General features: G+C 62.9%; 20 protein-coding genes. 12 read left to right on the top strand and 8 right to left on the bottom strand.

Features of this window, described 5'->3' with window-relative positions; genetic code table 11:
- Window positions 1-445: 445 nt before the first annotated feature.
- Both rhtA and IAE39_RS25395 read left to right on the top strand, forming a co-directional pair.
- Window positions 446-1,333, top strand: coding sequence for a threonine/homoserine exporter RhtA (gene rhtA / locus IAE39_RS25400; protein WP_201207251.1), 888 nt, complete (start codon window positions 446-448; stop codon window positions 1,331-1,333).
- Between the two features lie 190 nt (window positions 1,334-1,523).
- Window positions 1,524-1,805, top strand: a complete 282-nt coding sequence (locus IAE39_RS25395) for a hypothetical protein (protein ID WP_201207250.1) — start codon at window positions 1,524-1,526, stop codon at window positions 1,803-1,805.
- A gap of 39 nt (window positions 1,806-1,844) precedes the next feature.
- Here IAE39_RS25395 and IAE39_RS25390 read toward each other — a convergent pair whose 3' ends face one another.
- The gene (locus tag IAE39_RS25390) at window positions 1,845-3,653 is read right to left on the bottom strand and encodes an aminopeptidase P family protein (protein WP_201207249.1); all 1,809 of its coding nucleotides are present in this window, start codon (window positions 3,651-3,653) and stop codon (window positions 1,845-1,847) included.
- A gap of 180 nt (window positions 3,654-3,833) precedes the next feature.
- On the opposite strand from IAE39_RS25390, the gene IAE39_RS25385 reads away from it, so the two are divergent.
- Both IAE39_RS25385 and IAE39_RS25380 read left to right on the top strand, forming a co-directional pair.
- Window positions 3,834-4,952: a DUF3182 family protein gene (locus tag IAE39_RS25385; RefSeq protein ID WP_201207248.1), complete on the top strand. Its 1,119-nt coding sequence runs from the start codon at window positions 3,834-3,836 to the stop codon at window positions 4,950-4,952.
- The gene (locus IAE39_RS25380) at window positions 4,936-5,706 is read left to right on the top strand and encodes an alpha/beta hydrolase family protein (RefSeq protein ID WP_201207247.1); all 771 of its coding nucleotides are present in this window, start codon (window positions 4,936-4,938) and stop codon (window positions 5,704-5,706) included. Before IAE39_RS25385 ends, IAE39_RS25380 begins: the two co-directional genes overlap by 17 nt.
- Here the strand turns inward: IAE39_RS25380 and IAE39_RS25375 are convergent.
- The gene (locus IAE39_RS25375; protein WP_201207246.1) at window positions 5,685-6,065 is read right to left on the bottom strand and encodes an antibiotic biosynthesis monooxygenase; all 381 of its coding nucleotides are present in this window, start codon (window positions 6,063-6,065) and stop codon (window positions 5,685-5,687) included. The two genes, IAE39_RS25380 and IAE39_RS25375, sit on opposite strands and share 22 nt — an antisense overlap.
- Window positions 6,066-6,154: 89 nt before the next feature.
- Window positions 6,155-7,150, bottom strand: coding sequence for a GlxA family transcriptional regulator (locus tag IAE39_RS25370; RefSeq protein WP_201207245.1), 996 nt, complete (start codon window positions 7,148-7,150; stop codon window positions 6,155-6,157).
- A gap of 82 nt (window positions 7,151-7,232) precedes the next feature.
- Here IAE39_RS25370 and IAE39_RS25365 point away from each other — a divergent pair, with 82 nt between their 5' ends.
- Window positions 7,233-7,781 carry a cysteine hydrolase family protein gene (locus IAE39_RS25365; RefSeq protein ID WP_201207244.1) on the top strand — a complete coding sequence of 183 codons (549 nt, stop codon included), beginning with the start codon at window positions 7,233-7,235 and terminating at the stop codon, window positions 7,779-7,781.
- A 241-nt stretch (window positions 7,782-8,022) separates the two neighbouring features.
- On the opposite strand, the gene IAE39_RS25360 is transcribed toward IAE39_RS25365, so the two are convergent.
- The gene (locus IAE39_RS25360) at window positions 8,023-8,586 is read right to left on the bottom strand and encodes a helix-turn-helix domain-containing protein (protein ID WP_201207243.1); all 564 of its coding nucleotides are present in this window, start codon (window positions 8,584-8,586) and stop codon (window positions 8,023-8,025) included.
- A gap of 84 nt (window positions 8,587-8,670) precedes the next feature.
- Here IAE39_RS25360 and IAE39_RS25355 point away from each other — a divergent pair, with 84 nt between their 5' ends.
- From IAE39_RS25355 to IAE39_RS25325, 7 genes are all read left to right on the top strand, one after another.
- Entirely contained in the window at window positions 8,671-9,630 is a 960-nt protein-coding gene (locus IAE39_RS25355; RefSeq protein ID WP_201207242.1) for a DMT family transporter, read from the top strand.
- A gap of 150 nt (window positions 9,631-9,780) precedes the next feature.
- Entirely contained in the window at window positions 9,781-12,696 is a 2,916-nt protein-coding gene (locus IAE39_RS25350; RefSeq protein ID WP_201207241.1) for a monovalent cation/H+ antiporter subunit A, read from the top strand.
- On the top strand, window positions 12,696-13,040 hold the full coding sequence (locus tag IAE39_RS25345) for a Na+/H+ antiporter subunit C (protein WP_003250128.1): 345 nt from the start codon (window positions 12,696-12,698) through the stop codon (window positions 13,038-13,040). The genes IAE39_RS25350 and IAE39_RS25345 overlap by 1 nt, the downstream gene beginning before the upstream one ends.
- A complete protein-coding gene (locus IAE39_RS25340) occupies window positions 13,037-14,716 on the top strand; it encodes a monovalent cation/H+ antiporter subunit D (RefSeq protein WP_201207240.1) in 1,680 nt (559 codons plus the stop codon). The genes IAE39_RS25345 and IAE39_RS25340 overlap by 4 nt, the downstream gene beginning before the upstream one ends.
- Window positions 14,713-15,201 carry a Na+/H+ antiporter subunit E gene (locus IAE39_RS25335; RefSeq protein ID WP_201207239.1) on the top strand — a complete coding sequence of 163 codons (489 nt, stop codon included), beginning with the start codon at window positions 14,713-14,715 and terminating at the stop codon, window positions 15,199-15,201. Before IAE39_RS25340 ends, IAE39_RS25335 begins: the two co-directional genes overlap by 4 nt.
- Window positions 15,198-15,476, top strand: a complete 279-nt coding sequence (locus tag IAE39_RS25330; RefSeq protein WP_110748175.1) for a K+/H+ antiporter subunit F — start codon at window positions 15,198-15,200, stop codon at window positions 15,474-15,476. The genes IAE39_RS25335 and IAE39_RS25330 overlap by 4 nt, the downstream gene beginning before the upstream one ends.
- Window positions 15,473-15,838: a Na+/H+ antiporter subunit G gene (locus tag IAE39_RS25325; RefSeq protein WP_201207238.1), complete on the top strand. Its 366-nt coding sequence runs from the start codon at window positions 15,473-15,475 to the stop codon at window positions 15,836-15,838. Before IAE39_RS25330 ends, IAE39_RS25325 begins: the two co-directional genes overlap by 4 nt.
- 12 nt (window positions 15,839-15,850) lie before the next feature.
- On the opposite strand, the gene IAE39_RS25320 is transcribed toward IAE39_RS25325, so the two are convergent.
- The 4 genes from IAE39_RS25320 to IAE39_RS25305 all read right to left on the bottom strand — a co-directional run bounded on the left by IAE39_RS25320 (window position 15,851) and on the right by IAE39_RS25305 (window position 17,655).
- Window positions 15,851-16,063 (bottom strand): hypothetical protein, encoded by a 213-nt coding sequence (locus IAE39_RS25320; RefSeq protein WP_201207237.1) that lies wholly within the window; start codon window positions 16,061-16,063, stop codon window positions 15,851-15,853.
- The gene (locus tag IAE39_RS25315; protein ID WP_201207236.1) at window positions 16,060-16,530 is read right to left on the bottom strand and encodes a hypothetical protein; all 471 of its coding nucleotides are present in this window, start codon (window positions 16,528-16,530) and stop codon (window positions 16,060-16,062) included. The genes IAE39_RS25320 and IAE39_RS25315 overlap by 4 nt, the downstream gene beginning before the upstream one ends.
- 346 nt (window positions 16,531-16,876) lie before the next feature.
- A complete protein-coding gene (locus IAE39_RS25310) occupies window positions 16,877-17,071 on the bottom strand; it encodes a hypothetical protein (RefSeq protein WP_012271507.1) in 195 nt (64 codons plus the stop codon).
- A gap of 179 nt (window positions 17,072-17,250) precedes the next feature.
- Window positions 17,251-17,655 carry a TraR/DksA family transcriptional regulator gene (locus tag IAE39_RS25305; protein WP_201207235.1) on the bottom strand — a complete coding sequence of 135 codons (405 nt, stop codon included), beginning with the start codon at window positions 17,653-17,655 and terminating at the stop codon, window positions 17,251-17,253.
- Window positions 17,656-17,989: the final 334 nt, after the last annotated feature.

Raw genomic sequence — 17,989 nt, 5'->3', positions numbered from 1 at the left:
GCGTTTATTTTGAAGTTTTTTGCGAGAAACTCGTTTAGCTTCAAACACTTGACTCAACAGGGTGGCTAGCATTGCTCGCTACCGCGTTGGAATGGTGCGCATTATAGGGTGGGGATTTTTTTGGTCAACCTTTAATTTCAATAATTTACGATATTTTTGGAAAAGGTCGTGTTGGGGGTGTCAGGTGCTCGTCTCAGGGCTTGCAGCGCCTGGGAGATCGAGCGCCGCCCGCGCGGCGCTTCGCGGCTAAAGCCGCTCCTACGTTTGTTTCGGGCCAATTATGCCTGTGGCATCGGCGCGCGCATCATGGGTGCATGGCGGGAGGGTGGATATAAAGAGTGGGCAGGGTGCAAAACTCTTGGCTGGCACCTTGCTCCACCGCCCGATAATTGCGCACTATATTGCTCAACCGCTCACTTCGCCCAAGGATTGCCGCACACAAATGATGAACACCCAGCCCCGCAGCCTGGCCGCCACCCTCTTCCCTATCGGCCTGCTGCTTATCGCCATGGCATCGATCCAGTCGGGCGCCTCCCTGGCCAAAAGCATGTTTCCCATTGTCGGCGCACAAGGCACCACCACCCTGCGCCTGATCTTCGCCAGCATCATCATGCTGCTGATACTGCGCCCCTGGCGGGTACGCATGACCGCCAACACCCTGCGCAACGTGGTCATCTACGGCATGGCACTGGGCGGCATGAACTTCCTCTTCTATATGGCGCTGCAAACGGTGCCTATCGGCATCGCTGTAGCACTGGAGTTTACCGGCCCTCTGGCCGTGGCAATTTTCTCTTCGCGCCGGCCGATCGACTTTCTGTGGATTGGCCTGGCCATTGCCGGCCTGCTGCTGTTGCTACCGGCCGGCCATGGCGGGCAAGCGCTCGACCCCGTGGGTGCGGCTTATGCCCTGGGGGCCGGCGTGTGCTGGGCCCTGTACATCCTGTTCGGGCAACGTGCCGGCGCCGAGCACGGTATCCAGAGTGCAGCCTTGGGGGTGGTTGTCGCGGCCCTGTTCGTCGCCCCTATCGGCATTGCCCATGCCGGTAGCGCACTGCTCACGCCCGCCCTGATCCCCGTCGCCCTGGCCGTTGCCGTGCTATCCACTGCCCTGCCCTACAGCCTGGAGATGATTGCCCTGACACGCATCCCGGCACGCACCTTCGGCACCCTGATGAGCATTGAGCCCGCATTCGGCGCATTGTCCGGCCTGTTATTCCTCGGCGAAGTGCTGACAACGACGCAGTGGCTGGCGATTCTGGCCATCATTGCGGCATCGGTGGGTACTACCTTGTCGATGCGCAAGGAACCCACCCCACCCATCGCAGCAGACTGATATGAGAAATATTTTCATTTGAGACAGCATTAGTGATTGTAGCGGCCCGCCTCGCTGATTAAGCTGTCACGGAATCATCATCTTTACGCTATCTACTGAAGCGAACACGGACGCTGAGGACACTTCAGGAAGAACCGAAGCGAAAACGACAGGGCCTGACATTGGATTCGCCCTGCATTTAAGGACAGGAATGAAACGTATTTTTCTCATCCTGGCCATCTTGGCTATTGCTGGATGTGCCGCCACAGCCAAGACCGAGGTCAAAAAGGGCAAGAAGGGCCTGCATATCAATTGTTCCGGCCTTTCGTCCTCGTGGGACAATTGCTACAGCAAGGCCGCAAGCTCTTGCAGCACGCGCGGCTATCGGGTGATCGCGCGCTCAGGAGAGAGTGATGGAGAACCGGGTGACTATCTGTTCGGCATCAACCCCGCGGGGTACACAAGCCGCAGCATGATCGTCATCTGCAAGTAGCACGAAGGGCAGCTCATTGGCTGCCCTTTTCATTGGCCATTACAGCGGCGTAGTACGTGCCTGCAACCAAGCCAACGCATCCCCGCTGAGCAACGGGGCCAGGCGCTCGTACACCGTGGCGTGATACCCATTGAGCCAATCCCGTTCTTCCTTGGCCAGCCGCTCGGGCAACAGGCAGCGGGTATCGATCGGGCATAGCGTCAAGGTCTCGAAGTTCAGGAAGTCACCGAAGGCGCTCTTGCCCACCTCGCGGTTGACCACCAGGTTCTCGATGCGTACCCCCCACTGCCCCGGGCGGTACGTACCTGGTTCGATGGAGCTGATCATGCCCGCTTGCATCGCCGTCTGCGGTGCAGGTGCTGCCTGGTAGGCAATCACTTGCGGCCCCTCGTGCACGTTCATGAAGTAGCCCACCCCATGCCCGGTGCCGTGGCCATAGTCGACCTGGTCAGCCCAGATCGGCGCCCGGGCAATGGCGTCGAGCAGCGGTGACAGGACACCACGCGGGAACGTGGCACGCGACAGGGCGATCATGCCCTTGAGCACGCGGGTGCAGTCCTCCTTCTGTGCCTGGCTGGGGTTCCCCACCGGCACCATGCGGGTGATATCCGTGGTACCGCCCAGGTATTGCCCACCCGAGTCGATCAGCAGCAGGCCATCCCCTTCAACCAGCGCATGCGACTGCTCGGTGGCGCGGTAATGCGGCATCGCACCATTGCCATTGAAGGCGGCAATGGTCGAGAAACTCAGCGACACGAAGTTCGGGCGACGGGCACGCGCGGCGCTCAATTGTTCGTCAACCGTCAGTTCGGTAATCGCCTGCCGACCGAGGTTCGCCTCGAACCAGGCAAAGAACTCGCACAAAGCCGCCCCGTCCTGCTCCATGACCTGACGTATGTGCACCAGGTCGTCGTCAGCTTTGCATGACTTGCTCAAGGTGGTGGGGTTCAGCCCCTCTACCAGCACGACCTCTGCCGGCAGGTTGTCGAGCAGGCCGCAGGTAACCCGGGCCGGGTCCACCAATAGCCGGCTACCCGCCGGAACGGCCCCTAGCGCCTGGCCTGCTTCGCGGTAGTCGCGTACCTCGATGCCATCGACCGCCAACACCTGACGCAGGTGCGCATCCACCTTGTCCTGGCCAACGAACAGGATCGCCTGTTGCTGATTGATCAGGGCAAACGCCAGAAACACCGGGTTGTAGGAGACATCGCTGCCGCGCAAATTGAGCAGCCAGGCAATGTCATCCAGGGTGGCGATGAAGTGCCAGTCGGCCCCCTTGGCCTGCAGGCCCTGGCGCAATTGCGCGAGTTTTTCCGCCCGGTTCACCGTGGCATACGGCGGCAGATGCTGGTACACCGGGTTGGCCGGCAACGCCGGGCGCCCGTCCCACACCTGGCCCAGCAGGTCCTTGTCGGTCACCAGCCGCGCACCACGCACCTTTAGCCGCTCGCTCAACTGACGCGCCGAGGCCAGCGCCATGACGGCGCCATCTACCGCAACGCTGCCGTTGGGCTCGACATGCTCACCCAGCCATTCCAGTGCACCAGGCTTGCCGGGTAGCAGCTTCATCAGTTCTATGCCACTGCCGGCCAGTTCGTGCTCTGCCTGTTCCCAGTAGCGGCTGTCGACCCACAGCCCGGCAAACCCGGCGGTGACCACCAGCGTTCCGACCGAGCCGTGGAACCCCGACAGCCACTGGCGCCCCTGCCAGTAACCGGGCAGATACTCGGAAAGGTGAGGGTCGGCCGAAGGCACCAGCAAGGCATCGATGCCCTCTGCTGCCATGGCCTGGCGCACACGCGCCAGACGCTGCGGCACACTTTGTTCAAGGGTGGTCTGGACGTTCATGCGCTCTCCTGCGGCTACATCACGGTTTATCCAATGTGCCGATAATGGAACAGCCGCCAGAGCCCTGCAATCGTCCCGGTGCAAACAGGACGCTTCCTACAGCAGGACCACCGATCAAGTCCCGCTGAACTTCCCCAAGGCACCGGCTTCAGACACTGTACATTCATTGCACACAGGCAGATGACCATGCCCAGTGCCTGCAACCCGAAAGCCGGCGTGGTGCTGCTCGACACCCGCGAGAACACGCCGGAGCATGAGCATGCCGTGCACCTCAAGCTTGCCGATGGCCTGGGCCGCCTGCTGGGCTGCCCGCCTGTGCAGCCCGGGCAACCGCCCAGCGCCGCCGATGGCTACTACTACCTGCCCACCGAGACCCTGATCGACCCCCAGCGCTATGCCGCCTTCGGCATTCAGGACGAACAGGACCTGTTTGGCGGTTTGGTGCCACACCCCTACATGGCGACCAAGGCAATCTCCCACCCACTGCCGGCCGGTGGCAATTTCCCACCAGGCTGGACCGACGCCTTTGCCCGCCAGGCCTGCGACGCCTTGCTGCGCGGCTACACGGTGTTCAGCAAGGCCGATGCCCGCAGCGCCGCACAGTTGCTTCTGCTCGACGGCCCGCTGCGGGTCAAGCCGGTACTGGCCTGCGCCGGCCGCGGGCAACAGGTGATCAACAGCGCGGATGAACTGGAGCCATTGCTGGCCGGCATGGATGACCAGCAACTGGCAGTGTGGGGACTGGTACTGGAAGAAGACCTGAGCGACGTCCAGACCTTCAGCGTCGGCCAGGTGCGGGTCGCCGGCCTGACCTGCAGTTACCACGGCACCCAGCAACTGACCCACGACCATCAGGGCACTGAAGTCTACGGCGGCTCTGACCTGGTAGTGGTCCGTGGCGACTACCAGGCCTTGCTGCGACTGCTGCTGGAAGACCACCTGCGCCTGGCCGTCAACCAGGCCATGGCCTACGAAAAGGCCGCCGAGCAGCATTTTCCGGGCTTTGTCGCCTCACGGCGCAACTATGACATCGCCCGCGGCAGCAACCCTTCGGGCCACCTGTGCAGCGGCGTGCTGGAACAATCCTGGCGCCTGGGCGGTGCCAGCAGCGCGGAGCTGCTGGCCTTGCAGGCATTTGCCGACGACCCGGCCTTGAAGCAGGTACGGGCTTCCACCCATGAGGTGTTCGGCACCCCTGACCTGCCCGCTGACGCCACCCTCTTCTATCAAGGAAACGACAGTGAACTCGGACAACTCAGCAAGTTTGCGCGGATTCGCGAGCATGACCATTCAGAGTGAAACCGTTGAGCTGCAGGTCGAGAACGACCGTATCGCCGGCACCCTGGTCAGCCCTGGCAGCAAGATGCCGGGCATTCTCTTCGTCCACGGCTGGGGCGGCAGCCAGCAACGTGACCTGGCCCGCGCCCGGCACATCACCGGGCTTGGCTGCGTGTGCATGACCTTCGACCTGCGTGGCCACGAAAAAACCGAAAGCCAGCGCCTGACCGTGACTCGTCAACAGAACCTGCAGGACCTGCTGGTGGCTTACGATCGGCTTATCAGCCACCCGGCCGTCGACAGCAGCGCCATCGCTATCATCGGTAGCAGCTATGGTGGCTACCTGGCTACCTTGTTGACCCGCGAACGGCCGGTAAAATGGCTGGCCCTAAGGGTGCCTGCCATGTATTGGGACGACGAATGGGGCAGCCCCAAGCAAGCCCTCGACCGGCAACGCCTGAACGCCTACCGCCAGCGCCCGCTCGGCCCGGCGGACAACCGCGCGCTGGCAGCCTGTGCCGAGTTCGGCGGTGATGTGTTGCTGGTGGAGTCCGAGCAGGACGACTATGTGCCGCACAGCACCCTGATGAGCTACCGCTCGGCATTCGTCAGCGCACATTCACTCACCCATCGGATGGTCGACGGCGCCGACCATGCGCTGTCCAGCGAAGAAAGCCAGAAAGCCTACAGTTCGATCCTCGCAGCATGGATCAGCGAAATGGTCATTGGTGCCCGCCTGGACCGCTATCCGCACTATGCACCGTGGTACGCCTGAGGCTCGCCCACCTGACAATGCAGGCCGCCATCGGCAGCGCGTACCAGGCTACGCAGGGTCTGGTACGCAGCGAAATTGACGCCACGCGCCTGATGCTGGCCCAGCAGGTCAAGGAACGGCTCCTCGACGAAGTAAACGGCCGCCGCCGCCCAGGCCTGGCGTGACTGCCATTGCAGGTACTGCAACACCCGGCTGCCATCATCACTGGCTTGGATGCTGACGCCCTGCAGGCCCTCGCAGCGCGCAGCCAATGCTTCGCTACGTGCCACCAGGGCCTCGGCCAGGGCTTGCTGGCACACACTGGGCACTTCGTATTCGATCATCTGGGTAAACCACAAGGCTTGAGGGATTGCCGACATCGACGGTCTCCTGGCTACGGGCGCATGCAGCGCAATGGCGAGCAGGGTAAAACCTCAAGTAAAGTCAAGGTCAAGTGGTTTCTGCGAGGCTACCCCGATAGGGCCCCCGATACAGCAAAGCGCCGCCGATAGTCACTGGGCGTCAGGCCAGTGATGCGCTGGAACACTTTGCGGAACGCGCCCGGGTCCTGATAGCCGACCCCCCATGCAATCTGCTCGACATTGCGTCGGGTGAACTCCAGCAAGCGGCACGCGCGCCCAACCCGCACCTGCTGGCAATACTCGGTCGGGCGTAGCCCGGTGGCAGCCCGAAAGCGTCGCAGGAACGTGCGCGCCTCCAGCCCCGCGCAAGACGCCATTGCAGCAAGGTCGGCATCCTGCCCACCATTGCCCTGCAACCAGTGCTGCACTTTCAGTACAGCTTCGTCGCCGTGATCCAGCCGCGGGTTGAACAGCGCCCCGGGTAACGGCGCCGTCACCGGCTCAACCGCCAGATAGCGGGCGGTCTCGCGGGCCACTGTCGCCCCCAGAAAGCGCTCCAGCAAACGCAAGCCCAGGTCGGTCCAGGCCATCAACCCCGCCGAGGTGACGATGTCGCCGTCGTCCAGTAACGGCTGCTGGGCCTCTACCCGCACCTTGGGGAAACGCTGGGCCAGCGCATGCACGTAATTCCAGTGGGTGCAGGCCGGGCGACCGTCCAGCAGGCCACTGGCAGCGATGAAGAACACGCCGATGCACACCGACGCCAGTACCGTGCCGCGGCCATGCAACTGGCACAACAACGTGCGATGGCGCTCCAGCAGTTCGCCCTGTGGAGTCGACTCCAGGCTCGGCGGAATGATCAGTACACTTAGGGCAGACACGTCGCTGCCCGGACTATCGGGGGCAAGCTGCAACTGGCCGGCTTCGTTTGCCTGCCAGAAGCTGATGCGCACACGTGGCAGCTCGACGGCGCCCAACTCGGCAGCCACCCGGTTGGCCACCAGGAACAGGTCGGCCAACCCATGCACGGCCGCGCGCTGCGCGCCGGGGTACAGCAGCAGGCCGATGTCCAGGCTGGTTGGGGTGTCAGTTTTTGCCCGCATAGTGTCGTTCGCGCCAATCCTCAAGTCCGTGCACACAGCCTATAACTAACGTCATCCAACGACTACTGCCATAGGAGGCAGCATGAACAAGCAGGCGCTGATCATCATCGATATACAGAATGACTACTTCCCGGGTGGCAAGTGGACCCTCGACGGCGCGGAGCCGGCGGCCGACAATGCTGCCCGGTTGCTGGCAGCGGCACGTCAGCGAGGCGACCTGGTGGTGCATGTGCGGCATGAGTTCGACAACGCCGATGCGCCATTCTTCGCCCCGGGCTCGCCAGGCGCGGCCATTCACGGCAAGGTCGAGCCGGTGGCGGGCGAGCCAGTGGTACTCAAGCACAAGGTCAATGCCTTCCTCGGCACTGACCTTGAACACACCCTGGACCAACATGGGGTCGAGGCGTTGACCATCGTTGGCAGCATGAGCCACATGTGCATCGACGCTGCTACCCGTGCGGCTGCTGATCTGGGTTATGAGGTGACCGTGGCGCATGATGCCTGCGCGACCCTGCCACTGGAGTTCAACGGCAAGCAGGTGCCGGCGGCGCAGGTGCATGATTCGGCGATGGCGGCACTGGCGTTTGCCTATGCCAAGGTGGTGAAGACCGATGAGTTGCTGGGCCACTGATCAGGTTTGAGATTTTGGGCTGCGCTGTCGCGCAGAGAACAGAGCCCGCAAGCGTGTTGCAGACCTTGTAGGAGCGGGTTCACCCGCGAATGCGGCGGTGGTATCAGCATCGCATTCGCGGGTAAACCCGCTCCCACAGGCCCCTGCTAAATCAAAGGGTTATGTGTTGTTCTATGAGAGCGGCCTTTCCGGGGCGCCGGACCGGTCGGATGGGCTGCAAAGCAGCCCCAATCCTGCAAACTCAGATCACCACATTACGCACAAAGCGCACCGCCCCTGCGCCGTCATTGCGATAGGCATACCGGCAGTTGCTGGGAAACACCTGAAACTCTCCCACTTGCAAACGCTGCTCGGCACCCTCGATGATCAGCGTCAACTGCCCTTCGCACACATAGATCTGCTCGCTCCAGCCCTCGGCATCGGCCTCGCTGGAATAGCACTCACCCGGGGCCAGGGTCCATTCCCAGAGTTCTACTTCACGCCGCGCCGGGCTGGTGCCAAGCAACACCGCCCGGCTCTGCGGATGCTCGCCGGCCCAGGCCAGTTCGTCGATGCGCCCGGGGTCACGCTGGTCGGGTGCCTGGATCAGGGTACTGAAGGCCACACCCAATGCTTCGGCAATCAAGTCCAGGGTGGTCAGGCTGACATTCTTCTCACCCGCCTCGATCGCCACCAGCATGCGCCGGCTGACCCCGGAGCGTTCGGCCAGGGCGGTCTGGCTCATGCCTGCGGCGTTGCGCAGGCTGCGGACATTGAGGCTGACATGTTGCAGCACCGACGCCCGGTGCGTGGAATCTTTATGCACGTTATTGCTCGCTGGTCAGAATTGCGCAGTATACTGCCCACTTTGCGGCGATTGTGCGCCGCCTCCTACCGAGTGTGCAAGACCATGAACCAGCCCAGCAGCAAGCCGACCCCCGCCATTACCTTTCGCCTGAGCAAGGCCGAACTGGTGCTGGTGTTCATCACCATGCTGTGGGGCGGTACTTTCCTGCTGGTACACAACGTGATGACCGTCAGTGGCCCGATGTTCTTCGTCGGCCTGCGCTTTGCAGCGGCAGCGCTGTTTGTAGGTGTGGTCTCGGCGCGGGCATTGCCCGGGCTGACCTTTACCGAGTTGAAGGCGGGCATGCTGATCGGCGTGTCGATCATGCTCGGCTATGGCTTGCAGACCATGGGCCTGCAAACCATCAGCAGCAGCCAGTCGGCGTTCATCACTGCGCTGTACGTGCCGTTCGTGCCGCTGCTGCAGTGGCTGGTACTCGGCCGGCGACCGGGCCTGATGCCCAGCATCGGTATCTGCCTGGCGTTTGTCGGCCTGATGCTGCTGGCCGGGCCGGAAGGCGGCAGCCTGCACTTCAGCGAGGGCGAACTGGTGACGCTGGTCAGCGCCGTGGCCATCGCCGGCGAAATCATCCTGATCAGCCGCTACGCCGGCCAGGTCGACGTGCGCCGGGTTACCGTGGTGCAACTGGCGACCGCCTCGCTGCTGGCATTCCTGATGATCGTGCCGACCCAGGAGCAGATCCCTGACTTTTCCTGGTTGCTGCTGGCCAGCGCAGTTGGCCTGGGCGCCATGAGTGCGGTGATCCAGGTGGCGATGAACTGGGCGCAGAAGTCGGTCTCGCCTACCCGCGCCACCCTCATCTATGCCGGCGAACCGGTATGGGCCGGCATCGTCGGGCGCCTTGCCGGTGAACGCCTGCCAGGCGTGGCCCTGCTCGGCGGCCTGCTGATCGTGATCGCGGTGGTGGTCAGCGAACTCAAACTGCGCCGGCCGCGCGAAAGCGATGAGGCCACCGAAGCACGCGAGGTGCAGGAGCGAGGCGAGCGCCAGGCCGGGCTGTAAAGCGGCCAGTTGCGGCTATGCTTTGTAAAAAACTGTTATAAAAAAACTGCTTGTCACAGCCTGTTTGTAGGATTCTGCGACAGCTTGCGTGTTGGTGATCAACACCCCGGCACGTATGATTCTTTGCAAACTTCTCCAGAATAGGCCGCTATGTCTTTGATAGTGCTATTGCTTCTGCCGTTCGTGGGCAGTTGCCTGGCAGCCGTGCTGCCGCACAACGCACGTAACGCCGAGTCCATCCTTGCCGGGCTCGTAGCCCTGGTCGGTACCGTCCAGGTAGCACTGCTGTACCCACAGGTTGCCCATGGTGGCGTGATTCGCGAAGAATTCCTGTGGCTGCCGAGCCTGGGCCTGAACCTGGTGCTGCGCATGGACGGCTTCGCCTGGCTGTTCTCATTGCTGGTGCTGGGTATCGGTACGCTGGTGTCGCTGTACGCGCGCTACTACATGTCGCCGCAAGACCCGGTGCCACGCTTCTTTGCCTTCTTCCTGGCCTTCATGGGCGCAATGCTCGGCCTGGTGATCTCCGGCAACCTGATCCAGTTGGTTTTCTTCTGGGAACTCACCAGCCTGTTCTCCTTCCTGCTGATTGGCTACTGGCACCACCGCGCCGATGCCCGCCGCGGCGCCTACATGGCGCTGATGGTGACCGGCGCAGGCGGTTTGTGCCTGCTGGTAGGGGCGTTGCTGCTCGGCCATGTGGTCGGCAGCTACGACCTGGACAAGGTCCTGGCTGCCGGCGACACCATCCGCCAGCATGCACTGTACCCGGTGCTGCTGCCCCTTATCCTTGTTGGCGCCCTGAGCAAGAGCGCGCAGTTCCCCTTCCAGTTCTGGCTGCCCCACGCCATGGCAGCGCCCACACCGGTATCGGCCTACCTGCACTCCGCGACCATGGTCAAGGCCGGGGTGTTCCTGCTGGCACGCCTGTGGCCGGTGCTCTCCGGTAGCGAGGAGTGGTTCTGGATCGTCGGCGGTGCCGGCGCCATCACCCTGCTGCTCGGCGCCTTCGCCGCGATGTTCCAGAACGACCTCAAGGGCCTGCTGGCCTATTCAACCATCAGCCACCTTGGCCTGATTACCCTGCTGCTGGGCCTGAACAGCCCGCTGGCCGCTGTGGCCGCGGTGTTCCACATTCTCAACCATGCCACCTTCAAGGCCTCGCTGTTCATGGCCGCCGGCATCATCGACCACGAGAGCGGTACCCGTGACATCCGCCGCCTCAGTGGCCTGATCCGCCTGGTGCCCTACACCGCCACCCTGGCGATGGTAGCCAGCGCCTCGATGGCCGGCGTGCCGTTGATGAACGGTTTCCTGTCGAAGGAAATGTTCTTCGCTGAAACGGTATTCATCAGCTCCACTGCCTGGGTCGAAGCCGCGCTGCCGGTAATCGCCACCCTGGCCGGTACCTTCAGCGTGGCGTATGCCCTGCGTTTCACTGTCGATGTGTTCTTCGGCCCGACAGCCCAGGACCTGCCGCACACCCCGCACGAGCCGCCGCGCTGGATGCGTGCACCGGTCGAGCTGCTGGTGCTCACCTGCCTGGTGGTGGGCATCTTCCCAGCCCAGTCGGTCGGCCCGTTGTTGGCCGCTGCCGCCCTGCCGGTGGTAGGCGGCACCCTGCCGGAATACAGCCTGGCCATCTGGCATGGCTGGAATGCCCCGCTGATCATGAGCCTGGTGGCCATGAGCGGCGGTATCGTCCTGTACCTGCTGCTGCGCAAACAGTTGCGCCTGGGCCGGTTCCCTTACCCACCGCTGATCGAGCGCTTCAACGGCAAGCGCCTGTTCGAGCACGGCCAGGTGCAGCTGATGCTGGTGGCGCGGCGCATCGAGCGCCTGCTCACCACTCGCCGCCTGCAGTCGCAACTGTTCATGCTGGTGGTCGCCGCGTTTCTCGCTGGCCTTACGCCGATGCTGTACAGCGGCCTTAGCTGGGGCGACCGGCCGAAGATTCCGGGTTCCGGGGTGTTCGTCGCGCTGTGGCTGATCGCAATCGCCTGCGCCATCGGTGCCGCCTACCAGGCCAAGTACCACCGCCTGGCAGCTTTGATCATGGTCAGCGTCTGCGGCCTGATGACCTGCATCACCTTCGTCTGGTTCTCTGCGCCCGACCTGGCGCTGACCCAGTTGGTGGTGGAAGTGGTCACCACCGTGCTGATCCTGCTGGGTTTGCGCTGGCTGCCACGGCGTATCGAAGGCGTGTCGCCGCTGCCCGGCAGCCTGGAGCGCGCGCGCATGCGCCGCCTGCGCGACCTGCTGCTGGCGGTACTGGTCGGTGGTGGCATGGCCGTACTGTCGTACGCCATGCTGACCCGGCCAACGCCCAACGACATTTCCTCGTTCTACCTGAGCCGGGCGCTGCCCCAGGGCGGCGGCACCAACGTGGTCAACGTGATGCTGGTCGACTTCCGCGGCTTCGATACCCTCGGTGAAATCACCGTACTGGTAGCGGTCGCGCTGACCGTGTTCGCCCTGCTGCGGCGCTTCCGCCCTCCTAAGGAGAGCATGCAGTTGCCAGCACAACAGCGCCAGTTGGCGCCGGACGTGGTCACCGACCTGATCAACCCGCGGCATGCCACCGATACCGCGCTGGGTTTCATGATGGTGCCTGCGGTACTGGTGCGCCTGCTGCTGCCGATCGCCCTGCTGGTGTCGATGTACCTGTTCATGCGCGGGCACAACCAGCCGGGCGGCGGCTTTGTCGCCGGCCTGGTGATGTCGGTGGCGTTCATCCTGCAGTACATGGTGGCTGGCACCCAGTGGGTCGAGGCGCAGATGAGCCTGCGGCCGCTGCGCTGGATGGGCACCGGCCTGCTGTGCGCGACCCTGACCGGGGTTGGCGCCATGCTGTTGGGTTACCCGTTCCTGACCACGCATACCGCCCACCTGCATGTGCCGTTGCTGGGTGATGTGCATGTGGCCAGCGCGCTGTTCTTCGATGTCGGCGTGTACACCGTGGTGGTTGGCTCGACCCTGCTGATCCTCACCGCCCTGGCGCACCAGTCGGTGCGCGCCTACCGCCCGGGCAACCCGGCGAAAACCAGCCAAGCAGGAGCCGCCTGATGGAAGAAGTCATTGCAGTCGCCATCGGTGTGCTGGCCGCCTCGGGAGTGTGGTTGATCCTGCGCCCCCGTACCTACCAGGTGATCATGGGCCTGTGCCTGCTGTCGTACGGCGTCAACCTGTTCATCTTCAGCATGGGCAGCCTGTTCATCGGCAAGGAGCCGATCATCAAGGACGGCGTCACTCAGGACCTGCTGCACTACACCGACCCGCTGCCGCAGGCGCTGGTGCTTACCGCCATTGTCATCAGCTTCGCCATGACCGCGCTGTTCCTGGTGGTATTGCTGGCCTCGCGAGGCCTGACCGGCACCGACCACGTGGATGGCCGGGAGCGTGACGAATGAGTGGCATGAGTCAACTGATCGTCGCGCCCATCCTGCTGCCACTGATCACTGCGGCGGTGATGTTGCTGCTGGGTGAAAAGCATCGGCGGATCAAGGCCCGGCTGAACCTGCTGTCGACCTTCGCCGGCCTGGCCATTGCCGTGTGCCTGCTGCTTTGGGTACGCACCCAGGGCCAGGCAGAGTCGATTGGCGTCTACCTGCCGGGCAACTGGCCGGCGCCATTCGGCATCGTGCTGGTGGTGGACCACCTGTCCGCGCTGCTGCTGACCCTGACCGGGGTCATCGGTTTCAGCGCGCTATTGTTTGCCCGCGCACGCTGGGACAGTGCCGGGGCCAGCTTCCATGCACTGTTCCAGATCCAGTTGATGGGCCTGTACGGTGCATTCCTCACCGCCGACCTGTTCAACCTGTTCGTGTTCTTCGAAGTGCTGCTGGCCGCCTCCTATGGCTTGTTGCTGCACGGCTCGGGCCGCGCCCGGGTGCGTGCCGGCCTGCACTACATCGCCATCAACCTGTTCGCCTCGTCGCTGTTCCTGATCGGCGCAGCGATGTTGTACGGCGTGACCGGCACCCTGAACATGGCTGACCTGGCCCTGAAAATTCCGCTGGTGCCGGAGGCCGACCGTGGCCTGTTGCACGCCGGTGCGGCGATCCTGGCCATGGCCTTCCTGGTCAAGGCCGGTATCTGGCCTTTGAACTTTTGGCTGGTACCGGCCTACGCCTCGGCCAGTGCGCCGGTGGCGGCGCTGTTCGCCATCATGACCAAGGTCGGGCTGTATGCCGTGCTGCGCCTGTGGACGCTATTGTTCTCCGGGCAAGCCGGGGCCTCGGCACATTTCGGTGGCGAATGGCTGGTGTACGGTGGCCTGGTTACCCTGGCGGTGGCCGCAGTCTCGATCCTGGCCGCGCAACGCCTGGAACGCATGGCGGCCCTGAGTATCCTGGTTTCGGCCGGCACCCTGCTCGCTGCGGTCGGCTTCGCCCAGTCGGCGCTGACTGGTGCGGCGCTGTTCTACCTGGTCAACTCGACCCTGGCGCTGTGCGCACTGTTCCTGCTCGCCGAGCTGGTCGAACGTTCGCGCTCGGCCAATGAAGCGCCGCTGGACGAAGAAGAAGACGTGATGCCGCCACTGCTGGAGTCGCTGCACCCGCCCAAGGGCATCAACCTCGACGATGAGCAGAAGGTGGTGATCGGCCAGATCATCCCGTGGACCATGGCCTTCCTCGGCCTCAGTTTCATCGCCTGCGCCCTGCTGATCATTGGCATGCCACCGCTATCGGGCTTTGTCGGCAAGCTCAACCTGATCAGTGCGTTGTTCAACCCACAGGGCCTGGGCATACCCGCCGAACAACCACTGAGTGCAGCCGCCTGGGGCCTGGTAGCCCTGTTGATCCTGTCCGGCATGGCCTCGCTGATCGCCTTCGGGCGGGTCGGCATCCAGCGCTTCTGGAAGCCCGAAGAGCGCCCATCGCCGGTGCTGCGCCGCTATGAATGCCTGCCAATCGTCATCCTGCTCGGCCTGTGCATCATCCTCAGCCTCAAGGCCGAGCCGCTGTTGCGCTACACCCAGGACACCGCCGCCAGCCTGCAGGCCCCCGACGCCTATATCGAAGCCGTCATGGCCGCCAAGCCAGTGCCTGGCCCTACCTCGCTCGACGTACAGGTGCAGCCATGAACCGACTGTTCCCCGCTCCGCTGCTCTCGGTCTCGCTGTTCGGCCTGTGGCTGCTGCTGAACCTTTCGGTAAGCCCCGGTAACCTGTTGCTGGCCGCCGCCCTTGGCGTGCTGGCGCCCTTGCTGATGGCGCCCCTGCGCCCGCAGCATGCGCACGTACGGCGGCCACTGGTCATCGCCCGGCTGATCGGCCGGGTCGGTATCGATGTGATCGTGTCCAACCTGCTGGTAGCCCGGGGCGTGCTGCGGGCCGGCAAGCAGCCACCCCATTCGGCGTTCGTCCATATCCCGCTGGCCCTGCGCGACCCGCACGGCTTGGCGGCGCTGTCGATGATCACCACCGTGGTGCCCGGCACGGTCTGGTCCGAACTGGCGCTGGACCGCAGCGTACTGCTGCTGCATGTGTTCGAACTGGACGATGAAGCGGCCTTCATCCAGCACTTCAAGGACACCTACGAACGCCCGCTGATGGAGATATTCCAATGACAGGCCTGCTTTCCAGTGCTGTCCTTGCCAGCCTGTTCATCTTCGCCCTGGCCATGGGCCTGGCGCTGATCCGGCTGTTCCGCGGCCCGTCTGCCCAGGACCGGGTGCTGGCGCTGGACTACCTGTACATCCTGGCCATGCTGACCATGCTGGTGCTGGGTATCCGTTATGCCAGTGACACCTACTTCGAAGGTGCGCTGCTGATTGCGCTGTTCGGCTTCGTTGGCTCGTTTGCCCTGGCCAAGTTCCTGCTGCGCGGTGAGGTGATCGAATGACTGAAACCCTGGTACTGCCGTTCTGGCTGGAACTAGTCACTGCCATGCTGTTGCTGACCGGCAGCCTGTTTGCCTTGATAGGCGCGGTGGGCCTGGTGCGCCTGAAGGACTACTTCCAGCGCATGCACCCTCCGGCACTGGCCTCGACCATTGGCGCCTGGTGCGTGGCGCTGGCCTCGATCATCTACTTTTCATGGCTGAAGGGCACGCCGGTGCTGCACGCCTGGCTGATTCCGATCCTGCTGTCGATCACCGTGCCGGTCACCACGTTGCTACTGGCGCGGGCAGCGCTGTTTCGCAAGCGCATGTCGAAAGAGCCGGTGCCAGAAGAGGTCAGCAGCGGCCGCGACCGTGGTAACTGAGGCATTGCCGCCTCAGCCCTGGTTGAGGCGCTGCAACTCGCGGCGAACCATCGCGGCATAAGGCGCCGGGCTGAGCCGGTATAGCTCAGCCGCCACCCAGCTCAACCACGCCCCCTGCAGCTCATCGCGCCGAGCCAACAAGCGCTCGGCGTCGGCCACGGCATCTGCCTGGTGCTGCCGATGAAACGCCGCCCGCGTGGCAGGCGTGTCGTCAGCACCGATCATTCACTGGCCTTGAAGGTGGTGAGTTCACCCTTGCGCCACTTGGCAACTTTGCCGGTCACCGCCTTGAGCAACTTGCCCAGGCCTTCTTGCACTTGCTGCTGTGCGGCGAACACCAGCATCACGCCCTGGCCTTCACGGAACACGATGCCCTCGCCTTCCGGCACGGAGACGAATGCATAGTCACCCACGCCATACACATTCAGCTTGATTTCGCGAAAGCGCATTTCCAGCTTGCCACCTTCGCGGCTAGGCAATACGGCAGCGCGGAAGTGGTCGCCGACTTTCAGCTCCAGGCGCTGCTTGTCATCGACCACCAGTGCACTTTCGGTATCGATTTCGGCCATGTAAAGGCCTTCGGGGTTTTGTTCGGTCACATAGATAAAGCGGCCCTGGAACAGATGGGCCAATTTACCGCGCAAGTCGCCCAGGGCGAACAACGCATGGGTATCAAGTGTGCTGACTGCCAATGAAGTAATCCTCAACCGGTTACAACCCGCCCTCACCCAAGCTCGGGGAGGCACGGCCATTTCTTATCGATAGGCGAAAAGAGTAATAAAGCGATATGCGAAATGTCTGTGCTCGCTGACGATGCAACGTGCAGGAATCTTTACTCTGGTTTGCCAGAATCGCCCTCATCCGAAGGCGTTTGGCTCATTCCCGACGCGGGAAGCGTGATACCTGAGATCACTCGCCAGAAAACGCAATCAACGGAATGTGCCTGCGAGAAACCAGGCCCAAGCGGCGATGTGCGCAATTACTGTAGGACAAATATGCCCGAAAACACTGAAACCCGTCGAGAGGCAATAAACAATTTCAGGCTGCCAGGCCTTTCTTCAGTTGCTGTTGCCACGCAGCCTGGCACTCCAGTGCTTCTTCACGTGTGGCAAAGGCGGTGCCACGGCGCTCACCATTGACCAGTACCACCCAGCAGATACGCTTGCCCAGTGCCTGCAAGGTGGCTGGCACGCCTGAACCGATCATCACGGCTACATCGACTCGGCTATTCATCATTCCCTCCGGAATTTAATTAGCACCCTAACGATAAAGCCATGATACGCCTGCCACTTGCGAGGAAACAGCGCATCCCGGTACAGCAGTGTTACGCACGGGGCAACAAAGCCAGCAACCCGCGACAAACGCAAAAAGCCCCAAGGATCGCTCCGTGGGGCTTGGCACCGCGCGCGGGGTTATACCTGGCGCTGGTGGCGGTCGAGCTGCTCGTGGCGCTCCTGGGCTTCGATGCAGTATTTGGTGGTCGGGCTGATCAGCAGACGCTTCAGGCCGATTGGCTCACCACTGTCATCGCACCAGCCGAAGCTCTCGTCGGAGATACGGTCCAGGGCCATTTCCAGCTGTGGCAGCAGGCGCTGGTCGCGGTCGATGGCATTTACCAGCCAGCTACGCTCTTCTTCGACCGAAGCCACGTCGGCAGGGTCCGACGGGGTGTCCAGGCCTTCGATGGTGGTGCGGCTGAGCTCGATGCGTTCATGGGTTTCGACTTTCATCGCCTGCAGCAGCTCAGTGAAGAAGGCCAGCTGGTCGGCGTTCATGTAGTCATCGGCCGACATGGCCAGCAACTGTTCCTTGGTCATCGATTTCTCTATGAAAAAATGTGCATTTGGGCGATTCAGGTGCCGTCGGCGCCTTGGCATCGGCGGCGGAATTCTTCAAGCGCCAACTGGCACTCTTTTACAGGGGGCGGCAGTCTAAGGCGCCACGTCGCGTGGAGCAACTGCAAATGGGTGCGAATTTGCTTCCGATGCTTACAATCCGCTGGTCGGTCCCTTCAGTTCAACTCCGTTGCCTCCACCATACTGAGAATCTGGCTCTGGCTCTGGCTCTGGCTCTGGCTCTGGCTTTTGATCTTGATCTTGATCTTGATCTTGATCTTGATCTTGATCTTGATCTTGATCTTCGCGACTTCAG

Source organism: Pseudomonas sp. S37 (assembly GCF_016658545.1).
GTDB lineage: Bacteria > Pseudomonadota > Gammaproteobacteria > Pseudomonadales > Pseudomonadaceae > Aquipseudomonas.
This window is presented reverse-complemented; position numbering and strand designations above follow the sequence as displayed.